This is a genomic window from Kitasatospora sp. NPDC032121, assembly GCF_055580145.1.
This window is the reverse complement of record NZ_JBVILX010000011.1, coordinates 210315-235586: the sequence shown is the minus strand read 5'-3', so window position 1 is coordinate 235586 and position 25272 is coordinate 210315. Positions and strand designations below refer to the sequence as shown.

At 74.8% G+C, this 25272-nt stretch carries 20 protein-coding genes, 2 tRNA genes and 1 pseudogene; 13 read left to right on the top strand and 10 right to left on the bottom strand.

Annotated elements, in window-relative coordinates:
• Positions 1–11: 11 nt before the first annotated feature.
• Positions 12–316 (top strand): annotated as a pseudogene (locus ACZ5OX_RS26095) (transposase); the annotation flags it as partial.
• Positions 317–378: 62 nt separating this feature from the next.
• Here ACZ5OX_RS26095 and ACZ5OX_RS26090 read toward each other — a convergent pair.
• From ACZ5OX_RS26090 to ACZ5OX_RS26080, 3 genes are all read right to left on the bottom strand, one after another.
• Entirely contained in the window at positions 379–837 is a 459-nt protein-coding gene (locus ACZ5OX_RS26090; protein ID WP_465633400.1) for a GNAT family N-acetyltransferase, read from the bottom strand.
• Between the two features lie 310 nt (positions 838–1147).
• Positions 1148–2053 (bottom strand): spermidine synthase, encoded by a 906-nt coding sequence (locus tag ACZ5OX_RS26085; RefSeq protein WP_465633398.1) that lies wholly within the window; start codon positions 2051–2053, stop codon positions 1148–1150.
• A 142-nt stretch (positions 2054–2195) separates the two neighbouring features.
• Complete coding sequence (locus tag ACZ5OX_RS26080) at positions 2196–2711, bottom strand: hypothetical protein (protein ID WP_465633396.1); 516 nt, start codon at positions 2709–2711, stop codon at positions 2196–2198.
• A gap of 261 nt (positions 2712–2972) precedes the next feature.
• On the opposite strand from ACZ5OX_RS26080, the gene ACZ5OX_RS26075 reads away from it, so the two are divergent.
• On the top strand, positions 2973–4595 hold the full coding sequence (locus tag ACZ5OX_RS26075; RefSeq protein ID WP_465633394.1) for a tetratricopeptide repeat protein: 1623 nt from the start codon (positions 2973–2975) through the stop codon (positions 4593–4595).
• A gap of 77 nt (positions 4596–4672) precedes the next feature.
• Here the strand turns inward: ACZ5OX_RS26075 and ACZ5OX_RS26070 are convergent, their stop codons facing one another.
• Entirely contained in the window at positions 4673–5329 is a 657-nt protein-coding gene (locus ACZ5OX_RS26070) for a histidine phosphatase family protein (protein ID WP_465633392.1), read from the bottom strand.
• Between the two features lie 216 nt (positions 5330–5545).
• Here ACZ5OX_RS26070 and ACZ5OX_RS26065 point away from each other — a divergent pair, with 216 nt between their 5' ends.
• The 3 genes from ACZ5OX_RS26065 (at position 5546) to ACZ5OX_RS26055 (ending at position 9835) form a co-directional block, all read left to right on the top strand.
• Positions 5546–6784: a hypothetical protein gene (locus tag ACZ5OX_RS26065; protein WP_465633390.1), complete on the top strand. Its 1239-nt coding sequence runs from the start codon at positions 5546–5548 to the stop codon at positions 6782–6784.
• Between the two features lie 64 nt (positions 6785–6848).
• Positions 6849–8474: a hypothetical protein gene (locus ACZ5OX_RS26060; protein WP_465633388.1), complete on the top strand. Its 1626-nt coding sequence runs from the start codon at positions 6849–6851 to the stop codon at positions 8472–8474.
• A gap of 8 nt (positions 8475–8482) precedes the next feature.
• Positions 8483–9835 carry an AAA domain-containing protein gene (locus ACZ5OX_RS26055; protein ID WP_465633454.1) on the top strand — a complete coding sequence of 451 codons (1353 nt, stop codon included), beginning with the start codon at positions 8483–8485 and terminating at the stop codon, positions 9833–9835.
• Between the two features lie 25 nt (positions 9836–9860).
• Here ACZ5OX_RS26055 and ACZ5OX_RS26050 read toward each other — a convergent pair whose 3' ends face one another.
• A complete protein-coding gene (locus ACZ5OX_RS26050; protein WP_465633386.1) occupies positions 9861–10169 on the bottom strand; it encodes a hypothetical protein in 309 nt (102 codons plus the stop codon).
• 231 nt (positions 10170–10400) lie between these two features.
• Here ACZ5OX_RS26050 and ACZ5OX_RS26045 point away from each other — a divergent pair, with 231 nt between their 5' ends.
• The 3 genes from ACZ5OX_RS26045 to ACZ5OX_RS26035 all read left to right on the top strand — a co-directional run bounded on the left by ACZ5OX_RS26045 (position 10401) and on the right by ACZ5OX_RS26035 (position 11682).
• Positions 10401–10754 carry a hypothetical protein gene (locus tag ACZ5OX_RS26045; RefSeq protein WP_449789594.1) on the top strand — a complete coding sequence of 118 codons (354 nt, stop codon included), beginning with the start codon at positions 10401–10403 and terminating at the stop codon, positions 10752–10754.
• A 240-nt stretch (positions 10755–10994) separates the two neighbouring features.
• Positions 10995–11540 (top strand): bifunctional DNA primase/polymerase, encoded by a 546-nt coding sequence (locus ACZ5OX_RS26040; protein WP_465633452.1) that lies wholly within the window; start codon positions 10995–10997, stop codon positions 11538–11540.
• Between the two features lie 68 nt (positions 11541–11608).
• A tRNA-Lys gene (locus ACZ5OX_RS26035) sits at positions 11609–11682 on the top strand.
• 176 nt (positions 11683–11858) lie between these two features.
• On the opposite strand, the gene pgi is transcribed toward ACZ5OX_RS26035, so the two are convergent.
• Together pgi and ACZ5OX_RS26025 are read right to left on the bottom strand one after the other, a co-directional pair.
• Positions 11859–13520 (bottom strand): glucose-6-phosphate isomerase, encoded by a 1662-nt coding sequence (gene pgi, locus ACZ5OX_RS26030; protein ID WP_449808793.1) that lies wholly within the window; start codon positions 13518–13520, stop codon positions 11859–11861.
• A 261-nt stretch (positions 13521–13781) separates the two neighbouring features.
• Positions 13782–15365, bottom strand: coding sequence for a Na+/H+ antiporter (locus ACZ5OX_RS26025; protein WP_465633383.1), 1584 nt, complete (start codon positions 15363–15365; stop codon positions 13782–13784).
• 159 nt (positions 15366–15524) lie between these two features.
• On the opposite strand from ACZ5OX_RS26025, the gene ACZ5OX_RS26020 reads away from it, so the two are divergent.
• The 4 genes from ACZ5OX_RS26020 (at position 15525) to ACZ5OX_RS26005 (ending at position 18350) form a co-directional block, all read left to right on the top strand.
• The gene (locus ACZ5OX_RS26020) at positions 15525–16433 is read left to right on the top strand and encodes an NADP-dependent oxidoreductase (RefSeq protein ID WP_465633381.1); all 909 of its coding nucleotides are present in this window, start codon (positions 15525–15527) and stop codon (positions 16431–16433) included.
• A 72-nt stretch (positions 16434–16505) separates the two neighbouring features.
• Positions 16506–16579 (top strand) — tRNA-Lys (locus tag ACZ5OX_RS26015).
• Between the two features lie 170 nt (positions 16580–16749).
• A complete protein-coding gene (locus ACZ5OX_RS26010; protein ID WP_465633379.1) occupies positions 16750–17721 on the top strand; it encodes a GlxA family transcriptional regulator in 972 nt (323 codons plus the stop codon).
• Positions 17721–18350 (top strand): DJ-1/PfpI family protein, encoded by a 630-nt coding sequence (locus ACZ5OX_RS26005; RefSeq protein WP_465633377.1) that lies wholly within the window; start codon positions 17721–17723, stop codon positions 18348–18350. The genes ACZ5OX_RS26010 and ACZ5OX_RS26005 overlap by 1 nt, the downstream gene beginning before the upstream one ends.
• On the opposite strand, the gene ACZ5OX_RS26000 is transcribed toward ACZ5OX_RS26005, so the two are convergent.
• Both ACZ5OX_RS26000 and ACZ5OX_RS25995 read right to left on the bottom strand, forming a co-directional pair.
• Positions 18347–19534 (bottom strand): MFS transporter, encoded by a 1188-nt coding sequence (locus tag ACZ5OX_RS26000; RefSeq protein WP_465633375.1) that lies wholly within the window; start codon positions 19532–19534, stop codon positions 18347–18349. The genes ACZ5OX_RS26005 and ACZ5OX_RS26000 overlap by 4 nt on opposite strands.
• A 190-nt stretch (positions 19535–19724) precedes the next feature.
• Positions 19725–21413: a chitinase gene (locus ACZ5OX_RS25995; RefSeq protein ID WP_465633373.1), complete on the bottom strand. Its 1689-nt coding sequence runs from the start codon at positions 21411–21413 to the stop codon at positions 19725–19727.
• A gap of 200 nt (positions 21414–21613) precedes the next feature.
• Between ACZ5OX_RS25995 and ACZ5OX_RS25990 the strand changes: the two genes are divergently transcribed.
• Entirely contained in the window at positions 21614–24853 is a 3240-nt protein-coding gene (locus ACZ5OX_RS25990) for a S41 family peptidase (RefSeq protein ID WP_465633371.1), read from the top strand.
• Between the two features lie 9 nt (positions 24854–24862).
• Here ACZ5OX_RS25990 and ACZ5OX_RS25985 read toward each other — a convergent pair whose 3' ends face one another.
• Positions 24863–25090 carry a hypothetical protein gene (locus ACZ5OX_RS25985; RefSeq protein ID WP_465633369.1) on the bottom strand — a complete coding sequence of 76 codons (228 nt, stop codon included), beginning with the start codon at positions 25088–25090 and terminating at the stop codon, positions 24863–24865.
• Positions 25091–25272 lie beyond the last annotated feature (182 nt).

The window sequence follows — 25272 nt, the reverse complement described above, 5'->3', positions numbered from 1 at the left end:
TCGGTGATGCGATGCGGGACCGGATCGAGCCGTTGATGCCGGCCGATCCGGTCCGCGGGCGGCGATGGGCGGAGCATCGCCGCCCGCAGGAAGCGATCGGGTGGCAGTACGGCACGTGCTCGCCATGGCGGGGCCTGCCGGAGGAGTCGGGGTCGTTCCGGACCGCACACAAGCGGCTGCTGCGGTGGGCGGCCGACGGCACGGGGCGTCGGGTCCTCGCGGCCGTACCGGCCGAGGCGGACGCCGACGACGACATCGGCTGGACCGCCTCGGTGGACTCCAACGCTGCCGGGCCCACCAGCACCCCTCCGGCGCCCACGCAGGGCGACGGCGGACGGGGCGATTCCGGCATCGGTCACAGAGACAGGCCTTGGGCCCCTAGGACGCTTCCAGGTCCAGGGCCAGCAGCGGGAGTTCACGGCCCGGGATCGAGCCGGACGGGATGCTGCCGATCCGGGTGGCGCCCATCGCCAGGTAGAACGGCTCGGCGTTCGGGTCGGAGTCGATGGTGAGCCGGCGCAGGCCGAGCGCCACGGCCAGGCCCCGAGCCCGCTCGAACAGCGCGCGGCCGACGCCACGGCCGATCCACTCGGGCTCGACGAAGAGCTGGTCCAACGACCCGGTCGGCGGCGCGCCGGACAGCGAGACGAACCCCAGCACCTGCCCGTCGGCCTCGGCCACCACCGTGACCGACCGCTCGATCACGTCCGCGTCCACGGTCAGCTCCGACCGGCAGGCCGCCATGAACGCCTCGTCGTAGCCCCAGTACGCCTTGGCCCGCAGCGCGATGCCGGTGAGCAGCGCGGCCTCCTCCGGCCTGGCCGGTCTGATCTCCATGACGCCCCCTCGGGTCGGCGGCCGGACGGCAGCGTCATTGTCGGCCGCGATCCCGTCGTCCGCCAACGGTTTTTCGGCGGGCCGCCCGACCGGCGGACAAGGGCGGACGAGGGACCTCGCGAACCCCCGAGAGGCATGACGGCAGACGGCTCGCCCGGTGGACCGATGGGTGAGAAGGGCCGGATCGGCGCTTCCGGCCTGGGCGCCCCGGCGACCGCGGCCGGAGCGACGCCGGCACCCGCCCGTACCGGACCCCGCCCCCGGGCCACGCAGGGCGAGGACGGAGCCCGGCACGACCCCGGGCGGGCCGTCAGCGGAACACGCCCGGCGGCGGTTCCGGGGACGGGGCCGCCGTGGCGTCCGTCGCCGGGGTGGCGCCGGTCGCGAAGTCGGTGAGGGCGCGGCCGTGTTCGACCCGGGCGTGGGCGGAGTCGGAGGCGGCGCGGCGGGTGAGGTCGGCGATCGGCAGCGGGGTATGGGCGGCGGCCAGGATCAGGTTGCCGAAGCGCTTGCCGCGCAGCACGGCGGGGTCGGCGATCAGGCAGAGCTCGGGGAAGACCGCGGCGAGGGTGGCGACCTGGGAGCGGGCGAAGGGCAGGGCGCCGCCGTCGGCGATGTTGGCGGTGTACCAGCCGCCGGGGGCGAGGGCCCGGGCGGCGAGGGTGGTGAACTCGACGGTGGTGCAGTGGGCGGGGGTGCGGGCGCCGGAGAAGACGTCGGTGATCACCAGGTCGACGCTGCCCTCGGGGGTGCGTTCCAGGACGCTGCGGGCGTCCGCGCCGCGCACCTTGATCTGCCAGCCGCGCTCCAGGGGGAGTTCGGTGCGGACGAGTTCGGTGAGCGCGGTGTCGATCTCGGCGACCTGCTGGCGGGAGCGAGGCCGGGTCGCGGCGGTGTAGCGGGCGAGGGTGAGGGCGCCGCCGCCGAGGTGCAGCACGGTGAGCGGGCGGCCGGGCGGGGCGACCAGGTCGATCAGGTGGCCGAGCCGGCGCTGGTACTCGAAGCCGAGGTGGGTGGGGTCGGCGAGGTCGACCAGGGACTGCGGGGCGCCGTCGATCAGCAGCGACCAGGCGGCGGGGCGGTCGCGGTCGGGGCGCAGCTCGGCGAGGCCGGAGCCGACGGGGCGGCTGAGCGGGCCCTGGGCGTGGGTGCGTCCGCCCGGTCCGGTGATGGCCGCCGGTTCACTGCCGCGGGCGGCTCTGCTGCTTCGTCCCATGCCGGCCATTATCGCCGCCGGAGTGGAACACCCACAGGTCAGGGGCGTGCCGCGGGGATCCGGACGGAGGTCGGCGGGCCCGGCGGTCTCCACGCGGCACATCCGCTGGAACGGCCGGGACCACCGGAACGGGCCGAGGCCGCTAGAACGGGCCGAGGCCGCCCGCGGTGAGTGTGCAGGCGGCCTCGCAGAGGGCGGAGCGCAGTACCCAGGCGTCGGTGGGGCGCGCGGTGCGGACGGCGCCGGAGGGCGGGATCACCCAGCGCGGGTCGGTGGCGGCGGGCACCAGCGCGCCCGCGGTACAGGAGCTGCCGGGCAGGTGCCAGGTCTCCCAGGTGCCGGCCGGGACGAGGAAGGAGACGGTGCTGCCGTTGCGACTCTGCAGGACGGCTCCGCAGGCGCGGCGCAGTCTCAGGATGTCGACGGCCTCCAGGCCGTGCCGCAGGGCGACGGTCACGGTGTCGCAGGAGGTGACGAGGATGCCCTCGTCCGGGGTGGTGCGCTCGCGCCGGTGGCCACCGCGGGGGATGCGGCCGCCCTCGACCGGTGCCCGGCCGGGCATCCGGTCGTCGGCGGGTTCGGGGAGGAGGGCGGGGGACGCGCCGGCCAGTACTCCCCCGCGGACGGGGCGGCACTGCGGCAGTCCGGTGGCCATCATGGGCTCTCCTGTACCTCGTCGGGTCCTGAAGCACAGCCGTTGGGAGGACCGCCGGCCTGGGACGGGCCGGGCGACGGCATGGGCTTCTTCCTCGTACCAGGACAACGCGGCGGGCGCACCGCGGGCCACGGGGCGCATTACAGCAAGCCATGGCATTTCATGGCGGATATCCCGCAACATCGCCCGCTTCGCCCGGGTTTGACGGCAGATGTCCTGCAAACCGAATGTGGCCGCTCGGTAACTCCGAGTACTCTCGGCGCCATGGCAGCCACCCCACCGGCCGAGCCGAACCGACCGACCCCCAACACCGTGATGCGCGCGCTGCGCGGCGACCGTTCACCCGGCGAGTTCGCCACGGCCGTCCGCAGGGCCGCCCGCGAGATCGGCGAGCACGTGTCCTGCGACGCCCGCTACGTCGGTCGGGTCGAGTCCGGTGAGATCCGCTGCCCCAACTACGCCTACGAGCGGGTGTTCCGGCACATGTGGCCGGACCGCACGCTCGCCGACCTCGGCTTCGCCTCCCGGACCTCCGTCCGCCGCCGCTTGGCGGACCGACCCGGCGGGCGGAGCGAACCCCCTCCGCTCCACCCGACGTTCCCGCCCCTGCCCGCCCCGCGCTCACCACTCTCCACTCAACTCCCGTACGCTGCCTCGCCGTACGCGGATCCAGCCGCTCCGGAAGGACCCTCGTGGCCGCTCCCCGGGACGGCGCCCCGGGGGCCCGATGGATCGCCCAATCTCGACGAGGAGAACGACGACGTGCGTCGCCGTACGTTCCTGGCCGGCGGCACCACCGCGCTGGCCACCGTGATCGGCATCGACCGACCGGTCGCGGCCGCCGGCCTGCCGGCCCGTGCCGACGGCTCCGCCGGTGCGCTCACCGGTCAAGGCGCCCTTCCTGGTGCGGAGTTCGCCGCACCGTCACTGCTCGGCGGCGAACCGCTGGTGCCCGGCCGGCCCGGGCCGGTGGCGACGATGCGCCGGGTCGGCGCCGCCGAGGTGCTCGGCGTCGAACAGGCCGTCCGGGAGATCCGGCTGGCCGACGACGCGCACGGCGCCGACGCCCTGTACGAGCTCGCCGGGCAGTCGCTGCGCAACGCGTACGTGCTGCTCAACGAGTGCGAGTACACCGAGGAGACGGAGCGCCGGCTGCAGGCCGGGGCGGGTGAACTCGCCATCTCCGTCGGCTGGTTGGCCCATGACTCGAACCGGCTCGCGGACGCCCGCTCGTTCTACTCCGAGGCGCTCGCCACCGCCCGGATGGCCGGGGACTCCGCCCTGGAGGCGCACGTCTTCTGCAACAGCGCCTTCCTGGCCCGGGACGCCGGCCGGCCGCGCGAGGCGCTGCGCGCCGCCCAGGCCGGGCAGGCCGCCGCCCGGGATCTGGGCTCCGAGCGGCTGCTCGCCCTGTTGACCATGCGCGAGGCCGGCGCCTGGGCGCTGCTCCAGGACCGCGGCTCCTGCGAGCGCGCGCTCGGCCGGGCGTACGCGCTGTTCGACCGGGGCCCCGCCGAGCAGGACCCGGAGTGGATGTCCTTCTTCGGCGAGGCCGAGATCGCCGGCCTCCAGTCGCAGTGCTGGTCGGCGCTCGGCGACTGGGACCGGGCCAGCGAGCAGGCGGGGCTGGCGATAACGCTCCAGAAGCCGCACTTCGTCCGCAACCGGGTGCTGTACACCGCCGAGCTGGCCCACGACCGGCTCGGCCGCGGGGACCTGGTGGGCGCGGCGCACCACGGCTCGGCCGCCGTCGCGCTGTTCGGCGCCGTCCGCTCGGCCCGGATCCGGAGCATGCTCGCGGACACCGCCGGACGGCTGCGCCCGCACGTCGCGGTGCCCGAGGTGCGCAGCTTCCTGACCGACTACGACAGGGCGGCGGCCGCCTAGGGCACGGCCCGCAGGCCCGGTGCGGGGCGCCGGGGTCACGGACGGCCCGGAGCCGCCCGAGGTGCGGGGCGCCGGGGTCAGTGCGCGGCGGTCAGGCCGTCCAGGTGGGACAGGTCGTTCCAGACCTCCACCGCCGGAGCGCCGTACTCCCAGGACAGCACGCAGAGCGCGGCCGTACCGAGCTTGAACCGCTGGGCGTACTCGGGCGGCAGGCCCAGCCAGCGGGCGGCCAGGATGCGCAGCAGGTGGCCGTGCGCGAACAGGACGACGTCCCGGTCGGCGCAGTGCATCACGGTGGTGTCCGGGTCCGGGACGCCGTGCTCCTCGTTGAGTCCGGCCAGGAAGGAGTCCACCCGGGCCGCCACCTCGGAGAGCTTCTCGCCGCCGGGCACCCCGTCGCGCCAGATCAGCCAGCCGGGCCGGTCGGTGGCCCGGATGTCCGCTCCGGTGCGGCCCTCGTACGCGCCGTAGTCCCACTCCATCAGCTCCGGGCGCTCCACCGCGCGGTCGCCGAAGCCGGCCAGCTCGCAGGTCTCCTTGGCCCGGCCGAGCGGGCTGGTGTAGACGAGCGCGTCCGGCAGGCCGTTCCAGGGGGCCTTGGCGAGGCGGGCGCCGAGGGCCCGGGCCATCGCGCGGCCCGCCTCGGTCAGCGGGATGTCGGTGCGGCCGGTGTGGCGACCGGTGGCGGACCACTCGGTCTCGCCGTGGCGGACCAGCACGATGCGGCAGGGCATGGGGGCTCCTAGCGAAAGAGCGGTGGCAACAACGGTCGGTCTCACCATTGAGCACCGGGCTCCATGATCCCCCACCCGGGCGGCGGCCACGATCGCGGGGCCCGTCCCGCCGCCCCGGGCCGCACGCCCTCGAACGGGGCTCCGGCCGTCCGGCATGTCGTCCAACGGCCGGTCCGCACCGCATTGTCGGACCCGGATGCGACACTGGGCCGCACCATGAACGTCTCGACGAACGTCCCGCCCCGCGGGCCCGCTGAGCCGCTCGCCCGGCGGCTCGCGCAGCTGCGCGGACCGGCCCCGCAGCGCAGTCTGAACGCCCGCTCCCTCGCCGCGCTCGCCGCCAATCCGGGCTGCCACCGCCGGGCCGTGCTCGACGCGGCCGGGGTGGACAAGTCGGCGTTGGCGGCCCGGCTCGGCCGCCCCGCCCCCTTCGGCCAGTCGCCCTTCGCCATCGCCCGCGGCGTGATCTTCGAGTCCCGGCTGAAGGCGGACGGCTACGCCCCGCTGCTGGAGCCGCTCCGCCACCACCTGGGCGTCCCGGTGGACGGCCACGCCCCGCTCCTGGTGCCGGACCTGCTGCACCGCTCCGGCCCGGCCGTACGCGCCGACCGGACGGCCGAGGCCCTGGCCCGGGCCGCCGCCGACCCGGAGGCCTGGACGCTGCTGGACCACCCGATGCTGCGGCTGGACGTGGCCGGCAGCACCGCCTACCTGGAGCCGGACGCGCTGGTGGTGCACGGCGGGCGGTGCACCGTGGTCGAGATCAAGTCCTTCCCGGTGCTGGACGGCAGCGCGGACCCGGCCAAGGTCGGCGCCGCCGCCCGGCAGGCCGCCGTGTACGTGCTGGCGCTCCAGCACGCCGCCGCCGCGGCAGCCGGGCAGCCGCTCGCCGAGGACCCGTACACCGAGCAGCGGCTGCCGGGCAGCCCGCGCACCAGCGTGCTGCTGGTCTGCCCGAAGGACTTCGGCAACCGGCCGACCGCGGTGGCCGTGGACGTCCGCCGTGAACTGGCCACCACCCGGCGCCAGCTGAGCCGGATGACCGGCATCGGCCGGCTGCTGGAGGCGCTGCCGCCGGACGCCGACTTCGACCTGGCCGCCGACGAGGCCGGCGCGCCGGCGCGGAGCACCGGCCGACTGGCCGCCTCGGTCGAGGCGGTGCCCGCCGCGTACAGCCCGGACTGCCTCTCCACCTGCGAGCTCGGCTTCCACTGCCGCGCCCAGGCCCGCTGCGGCGACCGGGTCGAGCAGCTCGGCCGGGGCGTGCGCGGCGAGCTGGGCAGCATCCGTACGGTCGCCGACGCGCTGGCCGCCGCCGGCACCAAGAGCGGGGACCTGGACGGCGCGGACGACGCCGCCGAGCGCCTCGCCTACGCGGCCGCCCTGCGCGCCGAGGCGCTGGAAACGGCGGCGCTGAGGACGGCGGCGCCCGCAGCCGCGGAGGCGGGCGCATGAGCGAGCGAATCACCAAGAGGCGCGCACAGGCTAATGCCCCTGCCGAGCGAAGCGAGGCGGGCGCATGAGCTTGCTCACCACCCTCGCCCGGCTGGAAGCCGTCCGCAGCGGCCGGGCCGAGCCGCTGGCCACCGTCCGGCACCGGCACCTGTCCGACCGCCCGATGGTGCTGATCCCGCTGACCGCCGCCGGCGAGTCCGGCGCGCCGCTCGCGGTGATGCTCGGCACCGACCGGGACGCGCCCCGGCTGCACCTGGTGCCGCAGCCGCTCAACCGCACCCTTCGCTTCGACTTCCTGGCCGAGCTGGCCGCGGACCTGCTGCCCTACCTGGAGTCCTTCGCCGAGGACGTCGAGCAGATCGAGGGCTCCGAGAAGGACCCGGAGACCGGCGAGAAGACCCAGGTGTTCCGCGAGCTGTGCGCGGACGCCCCGCAGCTGATCGTGCCGAACGGCGCGGGGGTGCGCCACCTCGCCCTGATCGGCCGCTCGACCCGCTTCCGCCGCACCGCCGAGGACGCGGAGCCCGGCCCGTACCCGGCCCCGGTCCGGGTGCCGCTGCTCGGCCGCTGGCTGACCCACCTCACCGACCGTGCCCAGGTGCCGGGCTCCTCCCTGCTGCTACCGATGACGGGGCTGCTGGCCCGGCACTGGGCGACCGGCCAGAGTCACCTGGAGGACCAGCACCTGGCGGCCCTGCTCGCCTGGCACCGCCCGCCGCCGGGGCTGACTGGCGCGCAGGCGGCCGAGTTGGCCGAGTCCGCCCGGGACGACCGGGGGCAGCTGCTGCACCCGCCGGCCGGCCCGGCCACCGACCCCCGCTTCGACGAGTTCGTGCTGGCCCCGGCGATCGCCCGCTACGACTCCGCCGTGGCCGCCCTGCAGCACAGCGCAGAGCAGCGCGACGAGGCCGCCGCCGCCCGCGCCCGGTCGGCCGTCCGGGGCGCGGTGACGGCGCTGGAGGAGGCGCTGGCGACGATCCTGCTGCCCACCTGGCGGGACGTCTGGCAGGGCCTGGACCTGCTGCGTGCCCTGCCGCCGGCCGGGCACCTGGCGGAGCGCTGGACGGGCGACCGCTGGTCCTACACCGGCCACCGGGACCGGCTGGCGGCCGGCGAGCCGCCGCAGCCCCGGCAGGACGACGCCGTCACCGCAGCCCGCAAGCTCGCCCAGCGCGAGCGCGAGCAGGCCAGGCTCGACGTCCAGGAGGCTCTGGACGACCCGCTGGCGATGGCCGAGCACCGGCTGGCGGGCGAGGCGTTCAGCGGCGTGGTGACGGAGGTAGTGCCGGACTGGGACACCACCGGCCGCTCGCCCAAGCCGCGCCCGCTGGTCACCCTGCGCACCGCCGACCGTCCGCACGCGGACCTGGGCCGGGAGGTGCACCGGGTGTGGGGGTCCCCCCGGCCGGAGGCCGGCGCGGGCCCGTCCCCGCAGAAGGCGGAGATCGTCGCGGTGGACGCCGCCGAGGGCACCCTCACCCTGCGGGTGCTCTCCGGCATGGGCCGCCGGAAGGACCCCGAGCCGGGCAGCCTGCCCGAGTCCGGCGAGTCGGTCACCTTCACCCTGTTCGAGCTGACGGTACGCCAGTCCGCGCCGCTGCCCGAGCCGGACGACACCCCGTGGACGCACGGCGGTCCGCCCGGTGCCGCGCCCGTACCCGCCCCGTCCGTCTCCGAGGAGTGGGAGTGAGCAGTCCGATGATCCCCGAGCAGGCCCCGGGTGCGGCCGCCGACGCCGCGGTGGCGCGGATCCTGGCCGCCACCGTCCATCCGCCGGCCGGTGCCCCGCGCGGCGTGGTGGTGGACTCCCCGCCCGGCGCGGGGAAGTCGACGCTCGTGGTGCGCGCCGCGCGCGAGCTGGTCGGGGCCGGCGAGCGGCTGATGATCGTCGCCCAGACCAACGGCCAGGTGGACGACCTGGTCGGCCGACTGGCCGAGAAGGCGCCGGAGCTGACGATCGGCCGGCTGCACGCCGCGGACTCGCGGCCCGGCCCGGAGGTGCTGAAGCACGCCAACGTCACGCCCTCCGACAAGGTCGCCGAGCTGGTCGAGCACGACGTGGTGATCTCCACCGCGGCCAAGTGGCAGTGGGTGCGCGCCGAGGCCCCGTGGCGGCACGCGATCGTCGACGAGGCGTACCAGATGCGCTCGGACGCCCTGCTCGCGGTGGCCCGGCTGTTCGAGCGGGCGCTGTTCGTCGGCGACCCGGGCCAACTGGACCCGTTCACCGTGGTCGGCACCGAGCAGTGGGCCGGGCTGTCGTACGACCCGTCCGGCAGCGCGGTGGTCACCATGCTGGCGCACAACCCGGAGATCGAGCCGCACCGGCTGCCGGTGTCCTGGCGGCTGCCCGCCAGCGCCGCGCCGCTGATCTCGCGGGCCTTCTACCCGTACACGCCGTTCCGCTCCGGCACCGGCCCGGGCGACCGCCGGCTGACCGCCGCCGTGCGCCCGGACGGCTCGGCGCTGGACGCGGTGATCGACCGGGCCGCCGAGCACGGCTGGGCGCTGCTGGAGCTGCCCGCCCGGCACACCGTACGGACCGACCCGCAGGCCGTGGCGGCCGTCGCGGCCACCGTCCGCCGGCTGCTGGAGCGCGGGCTGACCGCCCACTCGGAGCAGGGCGAGGGCCCCCTCACCGCGGACCGGATCGCCGTCGGCACCGCCCACCGGGACCAGGCGGCGGCCGTGCGCGCGGCGCTGCTCAAGGCGGGTGTACCGGTGGACGGCGCGGACGGGCCGGCCGTCACGGTGGACACCGCCAACCGCCTCCAGGGCCGCGAGTACGACGTGACCGTGGTGCTGCACCCGCTCTCCGGGCGCCCCGACGCGACCGCCTTCCACCTGGAGACCGGCCGGCTCTGCGTGCTCGCCTCCCGGCACCGGCACGCCTGCATCGTGGTGGCCCGGGCCGGGATCGCCGAGCTGTTGGACGAGCACCCCGCGACGGAGCCGGTGCAGCTGGGCGTCCCGGTGGCCTTCCCGGACGGCTGGGAGGCCAACCACCAGGTGCTGCACCACCTGAGCGGCCACCGGGTGCACCTGGGGTAGACCGGGTGCACCCGCGGTGGGGGGGTCAGTCCTCGGTCTCGCAGATGGCGAAGGCCTTGACGGCCGAGTGGTCGGTCCGCGCGATCCACCCGGTCGCGTCCTGGGACGGACCGTTGTGGGTCACGGTGTCGTCGGTCCCGGCCGGGAGCACGTAGCCGCCGCCGGTCAGGTGGGTACCGCTCGGGCAGGTCGCCTGCGACGGGGCGCCCGGGGCGCTCGTCGGGCCCTGCACCACCACCGCCGTCTCGGCGGCGACGGCGGGCGCCGCGGCGGCCAGGCCGAGGGCGGGAGCGGCCAGGAGGACGACGGTGGAGAGGATCGCTCGGCTGCGCATGGGGGCTCCCGGTGGTGCGGATGGCGGTGACACCGGGACAACCGGTTCGCCCGCTGCTCGGATGCGCGGCGCCCAGGGCACGCGCCCGGCGCGTGCCAAGGAATAGCGCTCCCGTGCGCACCGTTCCGCTACCGGCCGTCGCCGCGAGACAATGGACGGCGGCCACGACCGGGCGGCGCGGCCCGGAGCAGATTCCCACCACCCCCACCCGAGACCCGGAGGTGTCCGTCCATGCCCGACTCCCCAGAGTCGACCGAGCCCACCAGGCGCCTGCGTCCGGTGCAGCTGCTGTTCGAGCCGCAGTCCGCCGAACCCGAGCCGGAACGATTCTTCGATCTGGAGTCGATCGAGGACCCGGCGGAGCTGCTGCGCCGTTCCACGGAACTGGCCCTGGCCTTCCGGGCGGCCGCCGAGCGGGCCACGGACTTCCAGGCGGTCGCCGCCGCGCAGCTCGCCGACCCGCGCCGTTTCGACGCGCTCTCCGACGTCGAGGTCGCCCAGCGGGCGGACTGGACCCCGGACTACGCCGCCAAGATGATCGAGTACGGCCGCACCCTGCTTCAGCCGCGCCGGCACGAGGACTGAGCCCCGCGCCCGACGGCGGGACGGACGGACGCCGCTCGGGCACAGGCCTCTGGCATATGCACGGCGGGGAAGGGTACGCCGTCCCCCGCCGCGCTGTCCGGCGAACCGTGCTTTCCGCCCCGCCGGGGGCGTGCGCCCCGCAGGCTGCTCTCCGTGGAGATCTGGACACAGCAGTCGGTGACGCAGCAGTCGGTGACACGGCACTCGGTGACGCAGCAGTCGGCGGTGTACCCGTCGGTGATGCACCCGTCGATGGAGTGCGTCGGCGCGGCCGGGGAGGCCTGGCTGGCCTCCGCCAGCGAGTACCCGCGCAGCATGCGCGCCCTGTGGGAGAGCCGCCCCTGGGCGCCCTCGGTGCTGCCCTGCGGGCGCGCCTTCGACGTGATCAGCATGCCGGCGCTGTTCGGCCGCCGGGTGCTGGACGAGCTGTGGGCCTCCGGGCCGGGCTGCGGGCCGGTGGCCGTCCACCGGGGGCGGCTGCTGCTGTTCGTCCAGCCGGGCGCGGCGCCCCGGCTGCGCCGGCTGCTGGCCTGGGAGGAGTGGGCCCGGGACGTGCCGCCGCTGCTGTGCCACGGCAGGGGCGACGCGGTGACCGTGCCGCCGCTGCAGCGGATGGTGAACAGCCCGGACTCCCCCGGGCAGGGCGCAGGCCGGTGGATCGTCGCACCGGAGCGGCGCGATCCCCGGCTGCCCGGCGCCGCGGTGGTGCTCTGGGCCTGCGTCCGGGCGGCGCGCGAGCCGGGCGCGGCGGTTCCCGCAGGGTCGGCCGTCGTGACCGGGGGGTGAACGCGGGGCGACCGGTATTCGATTTTGGCTCGGCCGCACGGCGCTGCTAGAGTCTTCTCTGTCAGCAGGCGCCGCTAGCTCAGTTGGTTAGAGCAGCTGACTCTTAATCAGCGGGTCCGGGGTTCGAGTCCCTGGCGGCGCACAGACAGCCGGAAGGCCCTTCGCGAGAGCGAAGGGCCTTCCGGCATTTCCGGTGTTTCCGGCGCCTCCCCGGGTCGAGAAGCCCGGACCGAGAGACCCCGGTCGGGGCCCCGACCGAGAGACCCGACCGAGAGACCCGACCGGGCCGCCCGCCGGAGCGGACGGCCCGACCCGGGCTCAGCGGCCGCGCAGCGCCCGGTAGCGGGCGACCAGCTCGGCGGTGGAGCTGTCCAGCTGGTCGGCACCCTCGCCGGTGAGCAGCACCGGCTCGATCCGCTTGGCGAGCACCTTGCCCAGCTCGACGCCCCACTGGTCGAAGGAGTCGATGTTCCAGACCGCGCCCTGGACGAACACCTTGTGCTCGTAGAGCGCGACCAGCTGGCCGAGCACCGACGGGGTCAGCTCGCCGGCCAGGATGGTGGTGGTCGGGTGGTTGCCCTTGAAGGTCTTGTGCGGGACGAGCTCGGCGGGCACGCCCTCGGCGACGACCTCCTCCGGGGTCTTGCCGAAGGCCAGCGCCTGGGTCTGGGCGAAGAAGTTGGCCAGCAGCAGGTCGTGCTGGGCGACCAGGCCGGGGAGCAGGTCGGCGACCGGCTTGGCGAAGCCGATGAAGTCGGCCGGGATGACCTTGGTGCCCTGGTGCAGCAGCTGGTAGTAGGCGTGCTGGCCGTTGGTGCCGGGGGTGCCCCAGACCACCGGGCCGGTCTGCCAGTCCACCGGGGTGCCGTCGCGGGTCACCGACTTGCCGTTGGACTCCATGTCCAGCTGCTGCAGGTAGGCGGTGAACTTGGACAGGTAGTGCGAGTAGGGCAGCACCGCGTGCGCCTGGGCGTCGAAGAACGCGCCGTACCAGACGCCGAGCAGGCCGAGCAGCAGCGGGACGTTCTGCTCCGGCGGGGCGGTGCGGAAGTGCTCGTCGACCAGGTGGAAGCCGTCCAGCATCTCGCGGAAGGCGTCCGGGCCGATGGCGATCATCAGCGAGAGGCCGATGGCCGAGTCGTAGGAGTAGCGGCCGCCCACCCAGTCCCAGAACTCGAACATGTTGGCGGTGTCGATGCCGAAGTCCTGCACGCCCTGGGCGTTGGTGGACAGCGCGACGAAGTGCTTGGCCACCGCGTCGGTGTCGGCGCGCAGGCCGGTGAGCAGCCAGTCGCGGGCGGAGACCGCGTTGGTGATGGTCTCGATGGTGGTGAAGGTCTTCGAGGCGACGATGAACAGCGTCTCGGCCGGGTCGAGGTCACGGACCGCCTCGTGCAGGTCGGCGCCGTCCACGTTGGAGACGAAGCGGACGTCGAGGTCGCGCTTGGCGTACGAGCGGAGCACCTCGTAGGCCATCGCGGGGCCGAGGTCGGAGCCGCCGATGCCGATGTTGACGACGGTGCGGATCGGCTTGCCGGTGTGGCCCTTCCACTCGCCGCTGCGGACCCGGTCGGCGAAGGCGGCCATCTTGTCGAGGACCGCGTGCACCGCGGGCACCACGTTCTCGCCGTCGACCTCGATCACGGCGCCGCGCGGGGCGCGCAGCGCGGTGTGCAGGACCGCGCGGTGCTCGGTGTTGTTGATCTTCTCGCCGCGGAACATGGCGTCCCGCAGCTCGGCGACGCCGGTGGCGGCGGCAAGCTCGCGCAGCAGCTCCAGCGTCTCGTCGGTGACCAGCTGCTTGGCGTAGTCCACGTGCAGGTCGCCGACCTGGAGGGTGTAGCGGCGGCCGCGCTCGGGGTCGGCGGCGAACAGCTGACGCAGGTGGGTGTCGCCCAGTTCGGCCCGGTGCTTGGCCAGGGCGGCCCACTGCGGGGTGCGGTCCAGCGGGGTGCGGGCGTCGGCGCGGGTCTCCGACATCGGTGGGTCCTCGATTCATCTGGGTGCAGAAACCGGCAGGGCCAGGCGTGAGGGTTCGCCGAGGTCGTGCGGGTACTGGTGGTGCGCCGACTCCGTTGACGGCCTGCCCGGGTTCAGCCTATGCAACCCCGGGGCCGGTCGCGCACATTCCGCCCCGCGGGCGCGGACGGTGCGCTGCGGGGCGTGGACGGTACGCCGCGGGGCGTGGACGGTGCGCCCGCGGGACGCGGACGGTGCGCCGCGGGGCGAGTGGACGCCCCGTCACTTCCGTTCGGAGCGCAGGTCGAGTCCGCGCAGCACCTCGTCGACCAGCTCAGGGTCGGCGCCGGGCTCGCTGCGGGCGGCGAGCATCTCGCGGCGGGAGGCGGCGATCATCTCCTGCTCGACGTCCCGGGCGGCCCGCCACTGGGCCATCCGCAGCCTGGCCTCGGCGGCCTCCTCCTCGGCGTAGTTCTCCGGGCAGAGCCGGGCCAGCCGGTCGTGCTGACGGTCCCGCAGGCGGTCGGCGACCTCGGCGGGCAGCCGGTCCTGCTCCTCCATCTCGCCGAGCCGCCTGAGCCCGGCCTTGGCGGCCCGCCACCAGAGCTGGCGCACGGCCTGCTCGTGCTTGTCCTGGTCGATGTCCAGCTCGAACCGCTTGGCCAGCCAGGGCAGGGTCAGGCCCTGCACCAGCAGGGTGAAGAGCACCACGCTGAAGGCGATGAAGACCAGTCGGCCGCGCTCGGGGAAGTCCTCGCCGGAGTGCAGGGTGAGCGGGATGGCGAGCGCCAGGGCGACGGTGGCCACGCCGCGCATGCCGGACCACCAGAGGATCACGCTCTCCTTCCAGCTGAACGGCGTGTCCTCGTCGTCGCCGGAGCGCAGCTTCTTCGACAGCCAGCCGGCCGGCAGCAGCCAGAGCAGTCGGACCAGGACGACCACGGCGATGACCACGGCCGCGTCGCCGATGAAACCGGTCCAGCCGCGGCCGGCCTCCTTGAGCACGGTGGCCAGCTCCAGGCCGATCAGGCCGAAGGCGACGCCGGTGATCAGGATCTCGACCACCTCCCAGAAGGCGTTGCCGACCAGCCGGTAGGAGACGGCGTCCGCGTCGGAGGCCCGCTCGGCGAGGTAGAGCGCGCAGACCACGACCGCGAGCACGCCGGAGCCGTGGATCTCCTCGGCCAGGGCGTACGCGGCGAAGGGCACCAGCAGGTTGAGCGCGACCTGCTGGGTCGGGTCGTCCAGCCGTTCGGCGAGCTTGGTGTTGACCCAGCCGAGCGCGACGCCGACCACCACGGCCAGCACCGCGGACAGCACGAAGCGCAGCACCGCGTCGCCGGCCGAGAAGTCGCCGCTGACCATGGCCTCGATGGACAGCGAGTAGATGACGATCGCGGTGACGTCGTTGAACAGCCCCTCGCTCTCCAGGATCGCCACCAGGCGGCGGGGCAGCCCGACGCTGCCGGCCACCGCGACGGCGGCGACCGGGTCGGGCGGGGAGACCAGCGCGCCGACCGCGATCGCGGCGGCCAGCGGCAGGGTGGGCAGCAGCCAGTGCACGGTGCCGGCCACGGCGACCGTGGTGACCACCACCAGGGCGACCGCCAGCAGCAGGATCGAGCGGGCGTTGGCCTTGAAGTAACGCACCGAGGAGCGCCGGGCCACCGCGAAGATCAGCGGCGGCAGGACCAGCGGCAGGATCAGCTCGGGCTCGATGGTGACGTCCGGGATCTGCGGGACGAGCGCCATGACGATGCCGAGGAGGGTCATCAGTACCGGTTGTGGCACTCCGGTCTTCCGTCCGAGCGGCATGGTCACCACGGAGGCGAGCAGCACCAGGAAGAACAGGGGCAGCTGGCCCACAGGGAGGTTCCTCTCGACGACGGACGGCTGAGCGCCGTCCAGGATAAATCTGACAATGCGCCCATTGCTGTCGACACGCTGAACAAGGGTTTGACCTCAAGTGCACTTCAGGTCGGAGGATCGTCGGCATCGGAACGATCGAAGAGGGGTGGGCACAGGATGAAGGCGGTCACCGTGACGCGGAGCGGCGGTCCGGAGGTTCTGCGGGTCGCCGAGGTGCCCGACCCGGAACCCGGGCCGGGCGAGGTGCGGGTGCGGGTGTACGCGGCCGGGGTGCAGCCGGTGGACCTCGCGATCCGCGAGGGGTTCCGCCCGCCGGGGACGGCGGTCGAGCCGCCGTTCGTCCTCGGCAACGAGTTCGCCGGAGTGGTGGACGCCCTCGGCCAGGACGCCGGCGACTGGCGGATCGGGGACGAGGTGCTGGGCTTCCGGGTGCTGGGCTGCCAGGCCGACCGGGTCACGGTCGACGCCGGCCGGCTGGTGGCCAAGCCCGCCGGGATGCCCTGGGAGCAGGCCGGCTCGCTCTCCGCCTCCGGCCAGACCGCGCACGTGGCGCTCACCGGGCTGGGCGTCGGCCCGGGCGACACCGTGCTGGTGCACGGCGCCGCGGGCGGGGTCGGCACGGTCGCCGTCCAGCTGGCCCGGGCCTGGGGCGCCACGGTGGTCGGCACCGCGAGCGAGCGCAACCACGCGTACCTGCGGGAGCTGGGCGCGGTGCCGGTCGCGTACGGCGAGGGGCTGGTCGAGCGGGTCCGGGCGGTGGCGCCGCAGGGGGTGACCGCGGCGTTCGACGCCGCCGGGCGGGGCGCCCTGGAGGCCTCCGTGGAACTGGTCGCCGACCGGAGCCGGATCGGCACCGTGGTCGACTACCCGGGCGCCGAGCGGCTGGGCGTCCGGGGGCTGCGGGGCGAGCGGACGGCCGGGCGGCTGGCCGAGCTGGTGAAGCTGTGGGAGGCCGGCGCGCTGCGGCTGGAGGTCGAGGAGTCGTTCCCGATCGAGCGGGTCGCCCAGGCCCACCGGCTGGTCGGCGCCGGGCACGTCCGGGGCAAGGTGGTGCTGACCATGTGAGCGGGCCGGGCCCCGCTCCGGCCCGATTGTGAGTTTCGGCTGCTGACCAGGTAATGTTCTCCACGTCAGCAGGCGCCGCTAGCTCAGTTGGTTAGAGCAGCTGACTCTTAATCAGCGGGTCCGGGGTTCGAGTCCCTGGCGGCGCACAGACAGCCGGAAGGCCCTTCGCGAGAGCGAGGGGCCTTCCGGCGTTTCCGCGTCCGCCTGCTTCTTCCCGAGGCCGCCCGCCGTTTCCGCGTCCGCCCGCGCGGCGGATGGCAGGAAAGGTGGGAAACAGGTCATTGCTGCCACCGTCACCCGTTGGGAGGCTGGTCGCATGAGAGCGCGCAACGTGGTCATCGTCCTCTTCGAGGGCGTGCAGAGCCTCGACGTGACCGGCCCGCTGGAGGTGTTCGCGGGTGCGGGCAAGGCCTCCGGGCAACCGGACGCGTACCGGGTGACCACGGCCTCCCCCGGCGGCGGTCCGGTGCGCAGCCACAGCGGACTGCGGCTGCTGCCGGACGCGGACCTGGCCGAGGACGGGCCGGTGCACACCCTGCTGGTTCCCGGCGGGGAGGGCACCAAGCTCGCCGACCCGGCACTGGTGGCCCGGATCCGGGAGCTGGCCGGCCGGGCCGAGCGGGTGGTGTCGGTGTGCACCGGCGCCTTCCTGCTCGCCGAGGCCGGGCTGCTGGCCGGGCGCCGGGCGACCACCCACTGGGCCTACGGCGAGGAGCTGGCCCGGCGGTTCCCTGACGTCGAGGTGGACCCGGACCCGATCCACGTCCGGGACGGGAACGTCGCCACCTCGGCCGGGGTCACCGCCGGGATCGACCTGGCGCTGGCCCTGGTCGAGGAGGACCTGGGACGGGAGACGGCCCTGCTGGTCGCCCGCCACCTGGTGGTCTTCCTGCGCCGACCGGGCAACCAGGCCCAGTTCAGCACCCAGCTGGCCGCCCAGGTGGCGGCCAGGCAGCCGCTGCGCGAGGTGCAGCGGTGGATCGCCGAGCACCCGGAGGGCGACCTCTCGGTGGAGGCCCTGGCCTGCCGCTCGGCGCTGTCGCCGCGGCACTTCGCCCGGGCCTTCGCCGCCGAGGTGGGGGTGACCCCGGGCCGGTACGTGGACGGGGTCCGGCTGGAGGCCGCCCGGCGGCTGCTGGAGGACACCGACGACGGCGTCGAGGAGATCGCGCGCTCCTGCGGCTACGGCACCCCGGAGGCGATGCGGCGCGCCTTCGTCCGGGCCCTGGCCGCCCCGCCCGCCGAGTACCGACGCCGCTTCCGACCCGAACCGACCGGAGGTCACTGATGCGCATCGCCATCCTGCTCTACCCCGACTTCACCACCCTGGACGCGGTCGGCCCGTACGAGGTGCTGTCCCGGATCCCCGGCGCCGAGGTGGTGTTCACCGCCGCCGAACGGGGGCCGGTGCGCAACGACGTCGGCAGCCTGTCGATCACCGCGGAGGCCACCCTGGACGAGGTGGACTCGGCCGACCTGCTGCTGGTGCCCGGCGGGCCCGGCACGCAGGCGCAGCTCGCGAACGAGGAACTGCTCGACTGGCTGCGCCGGGTGGACGCGACCACCACCTGGACCACCTCGGTCTGCTCGGGCTCGCTGCTGCTGGGCGCCGCCGGGCTGCTCAAGGGCCGTCGGGCCACCTCTCACTGGGGCGTCCTGGACCGGCTGCCCGCGTACGGGGCGGAGCCGACCGGGACCGAGCGGGTCGTCATCGACGGCAAGTACGCCATCGCCGCCGGCGTCTCGGCCGGGATCGACCTCGCGCTGACGCTGGCCGGCCTGATCAGCGGGGACACCACCGCGCAGGCGATCCAGCTGCTGATCGAGTACGACCCCCAGCCGCCGTACGCGTCGGGTTCCATGGCGAAGGCCTCCCCCGAGGTGGTCGAGGCGGTGCACCGGCTGATGGAGCGCTAACGCCGGGGCGGGAAGGCGTGGCGGCGGGCGGCGGTGACCACGGCGAGGACGGGGAGCATCAGCGCGAGCACCGTCCAGGGCAGGGCGCCGGTGCCCAGGCCGCTCAGGACCAGCCCGCCGACCACGCCGCCGCCCGCCATCGCGGCGTTCCACAGGGTCACCAGGACGGCCTGGGCGGCGTCCGCCCGCTCCCCGCCCGCGTCGGCCAGCGCGGTCTGCAGCAGGGTCGGGGCGCCGCCCCAGCCCAGGCCCCAGCACAGTGCGGCGACGTACACCGGCGGCGCGTCGGCGGACCACCCGGCGAGGCCGGCCGCCGCCAGCGCGACCAGCAGCGTGCCGAGGATCGTCAGCCGCCGCAGCCGGCGGTGGATGTGGGCGCCGGTCAGCCAGACGCTCGCCAGCGAGCCCAGCCCGAAGACCAGCAGCACGGTGCCGGTGGCGCCGCCGAGGCCGGCCCGGTCCAGGAAGGGCGCGACGTAGGTGTACAGGATGGTGTGGGCGAGCACGTAGAGCACCGTCACGGTGAGCACCGGCCGTACGCCGGGCACGGTGAGCGCCTGCCGGACCGGCGCCCGCCCGCCGGCCGGCTGCCCGGGCTGCTCCGGCAGCAGCGCCGCGATCCAGCCGATCACGCCGACCGCCAGTGCCGTCATGGCCAGGAAGGGCACCCACCAGGCGAGCGCCTGCCCGAGGAAAGTGCCGACCGGCACTCCCAGCGACAGCGCCACCGGCACGCCCGCCATCGCGACCGCCATGGCCCGGCCCTGCTGTTCGACCGGTACCAGCCGGCGCGCGTACCCCGCCAGCAGGGCCCAGGCCAGGCCGGCCGCGACGCCCGCGAGGAAGCGGGCGGCCAGCGTGAGCGGGTAGCTGGTGGAGACCGCGGTGACGGTGTTGGCCACCGCGAAGCCCGCCATCGCGGTGAGCAGCAGCCGCTTGCGGCCCCAGCCGGCGGTGGCCGCGCTGAGCGGGATCGCGGTGGCGGCGGAGCCGATCGCGTAGACGGTGACGGTCTGCCCGGCCGCGGACTCGCTGACTCCGAGCGCCGCGCTCATCCCGGGCAGCACGCCGGCCGGCAGGTTCTCGGTGAGGCCGGTGACGAAGACCGCGGTGGCCAGTGCGAGCAGGGCGGGGAGTGGAAAGGGCTTGTGGGGTACCGGGGTTGTGAGCTGTGTGGTCGCCATGGGGACCATGCTTGGACCTCACACCGGTGTCAGGTTCAAGCACGGCCCCGCGGGCGGTCGGGCCGGCGGCCCGTCGGATCGGCCGCTCAACGGCTCAGTGACCCAACGACTCAGCGACTCAGCGACTCAACGGCTCAACGGCTCAACGGCTCAACGGCTCAACGGCTCAGCGACCCAACGGCTCAACGGCTCAGCGGCCGAAGTAGCCGTTGAAGTTCCTGGAGAACTCCTGGCCGCCGAACCGGTCCCAGTTGATCGACCAGGTCATCAGTCCGCGCAGGTTCGGCTGGGCACCCGAACGTGGCACGTACGTACCGCAGTTGGCCAGCCTGGTGAGGCAGTCGAGCGCCTTGTTCACCTCGGCCGGGGCGACGTAGCCGTTGCCCGCGTTGGTGGTGGCCGGCATGCCGATGGCCACCTTGGAGGCGGGCAGCGGCGGGAACACGTTGTTCGCGTTGCCGGCCACCGGGAAGCCCTTGAGCAGCATGTCGGTCATCGCGACGTGGAAGTCGGCGCCGCCCATCGAGTGGTACTGGTTGTCCAGGCCCATGATGGAGCCGGAGTTGTAGTCCTGGACGTGCAGCAGGGTGAGGTCGTCGCGCAGCGCGTGGATGACCGGCAGGTACGCCCCGGCGCGCGGGTCCTGGCCGCCCCAGGGTCCGGATCCGTAGTACTGGTAGCCGAGTTGGACGAAGAAGGTCTCCGGCGCCATGGTCAGCACGAAGCCCGGGCCGTACTTGGCCTTGAGGGTCTTCAGCGCGGAGATCAGGTTGACGATGACCGGGGTGGTCGGGTTCCTGAAGTCGGTGTCACCGGTGTTGAGGGAGAGCGAGTGCCCCTCGAAGTCGATGTCCAGGCCGTCCAGGCCCCACTTGTCGATGATCGCCGAGACCGAGCTGACGAAGGCGTCCCGGGCGGCGGCGGTGGTCAGCTGGACCTGGCCGTTCTGGCCGCCGATGGAGATCAGCACCTTCTTGCCCTGGGCCCGCTTGGCGGCGATGGCGGCCTTGAACTCGTCGTCCGACTCGACGGTCGGGCACTCGGTGGCCGGGCAGCGGTTGAAGCGGATGTCGCCGGAGGTGACGGAGGTGGGCTCGCCGAAGGACAGGTCGATGAAGTCCCAGGAGTTCGGGACGTCGGCCATCCGGGTGTAGCCGGCGCCGTTGGCGAAGCTCGCGTGCAGGTAGCCGACCAGGGCGTGGCTGCCGGCGGGCGGGCTGGTGGGCGTGCCGGTCGGGGTGCCCGTCGGAGTCCCGGTCGGCGAGGGGGTGCCGGTGGGCGTCGCGGTCGGCGAGGCGGTGGCGGTCGGGGAGGCGGTGGCGGTCGGCGTGGGCGTCGGGCTGGGCGCGCCCGGGCCGTCCAGCGAGATGTCGTCCGCGTAGTAGGTGCCCTGCCCGTACCAGCCGTGGGTGTACACGGTGGCGCTGGTCTGGTTGGCGCCGGTGGTGAAGCTGACGCTGAGCTTCTGGTACGAGCCGCCGGTGCCCGGCGTCCAGGTGCTCGGGCCGCCGCCGTCCACGCCCAGGTAGACGTACGAGCCGTTGACGAAGGCGCTGAGCGTGTAGGTGGTGTTCGGGGCGACGGTGACGGTCTGGGCGCACTGGGCGGTGTCGCCGGCCGTGGCGGCCGCGGCGAGCGCGCGACCTCCCCCGTGCACGGGGGCGGTGACGACGCTGCCGGAGTTGCCGGTGCAGCTCCAGGGGCCGAGCGAGCCGGACTCGAAGCCGCCGTTGACCAGGAACTCGCCGGCCGAGGCGGCGGGCGCCAGGCCCAGCGTGACGCCGACCAGGGCGGCCGCGGCGACGGCGGAGGCGGTACCGGCGGCGAGGGCCGCGCGGCGGCCCCTGACCGGGGTCTTGGGCATGGGTGTTCTGCGCATGCGGGTGCTCCTGCGATGGCGCGGTCGTGGGGGACGTCCGAGGGCACGCCGGAGCACGCGCCAGTGGGGGGAACGGCCCGGCCTGGCACCCAAGTTGGACTAGACCACTGAAGTGGATTCGACAGGGCGGTGTCAATGGTCCAGACCGGTTCCCGACTTCTCCGGTTGCCGGGGGTGACACCCCGTCGAAGGATGGAGGGGTGACCCCGCCCGGCTACCTCCGCTACCCCCACCTCCACGGCGGCCTGCTCACCTTCACCGCCGAGGACGACGTCTGGATCGCCCCGCTGGACGCCGACGGCGCCGGCACCGGCCGGGCCTGGCGGGTCGGCTGCGACCGCACCCGGGTCAGCCACCCCCGCTTCTCCCCCGACGGCACCACCCTCGCCTGGACCAGCTGGTTCGGCCTGACCCCCGAGGTGTGGACCGCCCCGGTCGAGGGCGGCCAGGCGAGCCGGCTCAGCTTCTGGGGCAGCCACGACACCCGGGTGCGCGGCTGGCTGCCGGACGGCGAGGTGCTGGCCGTCACCTCCTACCACGAGCCCTTCGGCCACTACACCTGGGCGCACGCCCTGCCGCCGGACGGCTCCCCCGGGCGCCGGATGCCCTGGGGGCCGGTCGGCGACGCCCAGATGAGCCGCGAGCGGACCGTGCTGCTCACCGGCGCCGCCCCGCACGAGCCCGCCGCCTGGAAGCGCTACCGCGGCGGCGCCACCGGCCGGCTCTGGGTGGACGGCGAGCGGATCCTGCCCGAGCACACCGGGCACCTCGCCGCACCGATGCCGGTCACCGGAGCGCTCGGCAGCCGGATCGCCTTCCTCTCCGACCACGAGGGCATCGGCAACGTCTACTCCTGCCGCCCGGATGGGACCGACCTGCGCCGGCACACCGACCACGCCTCCTACTACGCCCGCGAGGCCGCCACCGACGGCACCCGGATCGTCTACCAGCACGCCGGCGACCTCTGGCTGCTGGACGGCCTGGACGCCCCCGCCCCGCACCGGCTGCACGTCCCGCTCGGCGGCGCCCGGGCCGGCCGCCGCCCGTACCAGGTCAACACCGCCGGCCAGGTCAAGGACCTCGCCTGCGACCAGACCGGCCGGGCCGGGGTGATCACCGTGCGCGGCAGCCAGTACTGGCTCACCCACAAGGACGGTCCGGCCCGCGCCCTCGCCGACACCCCCGGGGTGCGCACCCGGCTGCCGGTGGTGCTCGGGCACACCGGCGAGGCGGCCTGGATCACCGACGCCGAGGGAGCCGACGCGATCGAGGTGGTGCCGCTGCCCGGCCACGCCGGGCCGCCGGGCCACCAGGGCTCGGACCGGCACCGCCACCGGCTGCTCGCCGCCGGACGGATCGGCCGCGTCCTGGAGCTCACCGCCTCCCCCGACGGCAGCCGGCTCGCCGTCGCCACCTCGGACGGGCGGCTGCTGCTGCTCTCCGCCGCCGACGGCGAGGTCCGCGAGGTGGCCGCCTCCGGCTACGGACCGGTCTCCAGCGCCCGCTTCTCCCCCGACTCGCACTGGATCGCCTGGTCCGAGCCGGTCGCCGGGCGCTCGCTGCGCCGCATCCGGCTCACCCGCGCCGACACGCCCGCGGGGACCACCGACGTCACCGACGGCCGGTTCGAGGACGAGCAGCCGGTGTTCACCCGGGACGGCCGCTACCTGGCCTTCCTGTCCTGGCGCGGCTTCGACCCGGTCCACGACGTGCACACCGGCGACCTCTCCTTCCCGGTCGGCTGCCGCCCGTACCTCGTGTCGCTCGCCGCCGACACCCCCTCACCGTTCGCCGCCCCGGCCGAGGACGGCGCCCCGCACGGCGACGGCGGCGGCGACGGCACCGTCCGGGTCGACCCGGAGGGCATCGGCGAGCGGCTGCTCCAGTTCCCGGTGATCACCTCCAAGTACTCGGCCACCGACGCGGTGCGCGGCGGCCTGGTCTGGCTGCGCTGGCCGATCTCCGGCACCCTCGGACAGACCTTCGCCAGCCCGGAGGACACCTCGGGGCGCCCCTCGCTGGAGCACTTCGACCTCGCCCGGGGCACCCGCAGCACCCTGGTCGACAAGCTGGACGGCTACGCCGTCTCCGGGGACGGCGGTTCGATCGCGGTCTACTCGGCCGGGGCGCTGCGGGTGATCCCGGTCGCCGCCCCCGCCGCCGGCACCACCGTCGACCTGCGCCGGATCACCCACACCGTGCACCCGGCCGCCGAGTGGCGCCAGGCGTACCACGAGGCGGCCCGGATCGTCCGGGACCAGTTCTGGGACGAACGGATGTCCAGCCTGGACTGGCCCGCGCTGGTCGCCCAGTACGAGCCGCTGCTGGACCGGGTCTGCACCCCCGACGACTTCGCCGACCTGCTGCGCGAACTCCTCGGCGAACTCGGCACCTCGCACGCCTACGTCACCCCGTCCCGGCGCGCCGAGGGCCCCGTCCTCGCCCAGCAGCCGCTCGGCCTGCTCGGCGCCAACACCCGCCAGTCCCCCGACGGCCGCTGGCTGGTCCACCGGGTGCTGCCCGGCGAGACCTCCGACCCGCGCGCCCGCGCCCCGCTGGCCGCCCAGGGCGTCCGGGACGGCGACGAGGTCCTGGAGGTCGGCGGCCGCCCGGTGGACCCGGTGCGCGGACCGCTGCCGCTGCTGGCCGGCACCGGCGGCAGCACCCTGGAACTGGCCCTGCGCAGCGGCCCGGACGGCCCGGTGCGGCGGATCGTGGTCACCCCGCTGACTGACGAGCGGCCCGTCCGCTACCAGAGCTGGGTGGCCAGACGGCGCTCCCTGGTCCGGGAGTACAGCGACGGGCGGTGCGGCTACCTGCACATCCCGGACCTCGGCGGCTCCGGCTGGGCGCAGTTCAACCGGGACCTGCGGCGCGAGCTGGACAAGCCCGCACTGGTCCTGGACGTGCGCGGCAACGCCGGCGGCAACGTCTCCGAACTGGTGCTGGAGAAGCTCTCCCGGCACGTCCTGGCCTGGGACTTCAGCCGGGGCCGCCACCCGGTGCGCTGGCCCCGGCACGCGCCGCGCGGACCGCTGGTGGCGCTGGCCGACGAGGCCACCAGCTCGGACGGCGACGTGATCATCGCGGCGATCAAGCTGCTCGGGCTCGGCCCGGTGATCGGCACCCGCACCTGGGGCGGGGTGGTCGGGATGAGCGGGCGGCACACCCTCGGCGACGGCACCCAGATCTCGGTGCCGAAGAACGCCTCCTGGTTCGGCGGCGGCCTCGGCTGGTCGGTGGAGAACCAGGGCGTCGAGCCGGACGTGCACGTGCTGCGCACCCCGCGCGACTGGGCGCGGGGGCGCCACCCGGAACTGGTCACCGCCGTCCAGCTGGCCCTGGAGCTGCTGGAGGACGTGCCCGCCGCGGCGCCCCCGCCGGAGTCCACGCCCCGGCCGGACCTGCGGCGCCCGCCGCTGCCGCCCCGTACGGGCTGAGTCCGGGGCTCAGTCCCAGGGGTCGCCCTCGGCGGTCATGTTCTCGGCGGCGCGCCGGTCGGCCTCCTCCTGGGCGAGCTTCTCCTGGGCGAGCTTCTCCTGCTGGTCCCGGGTGCGCTCGACGTCGTTGGTGTACGCGTCGGCGGCCTCGTCGTGGGCGAGGGCGGCGCGCTGGGCGGCCTCCTGCCCGGCGGACTCGTGCTGCGACCGGTGGAACAACCTCTCGAAGATGCCCATGACTCCTCCAAAGGGAATGGACGGAAAGTCTGATGACCGGGCTGCCCCCACTCTCACACCGGGTGCCCACGGGCGCACCTTGAGCCTTTGGTCCCTGGTGGACGCGCCCAAGGGCCGTAGCCGGGGGCCGCCGGCCGGGCGCAGATTGGGGCCGTCGGCGAAAATCGACGCCACCCTCTGGA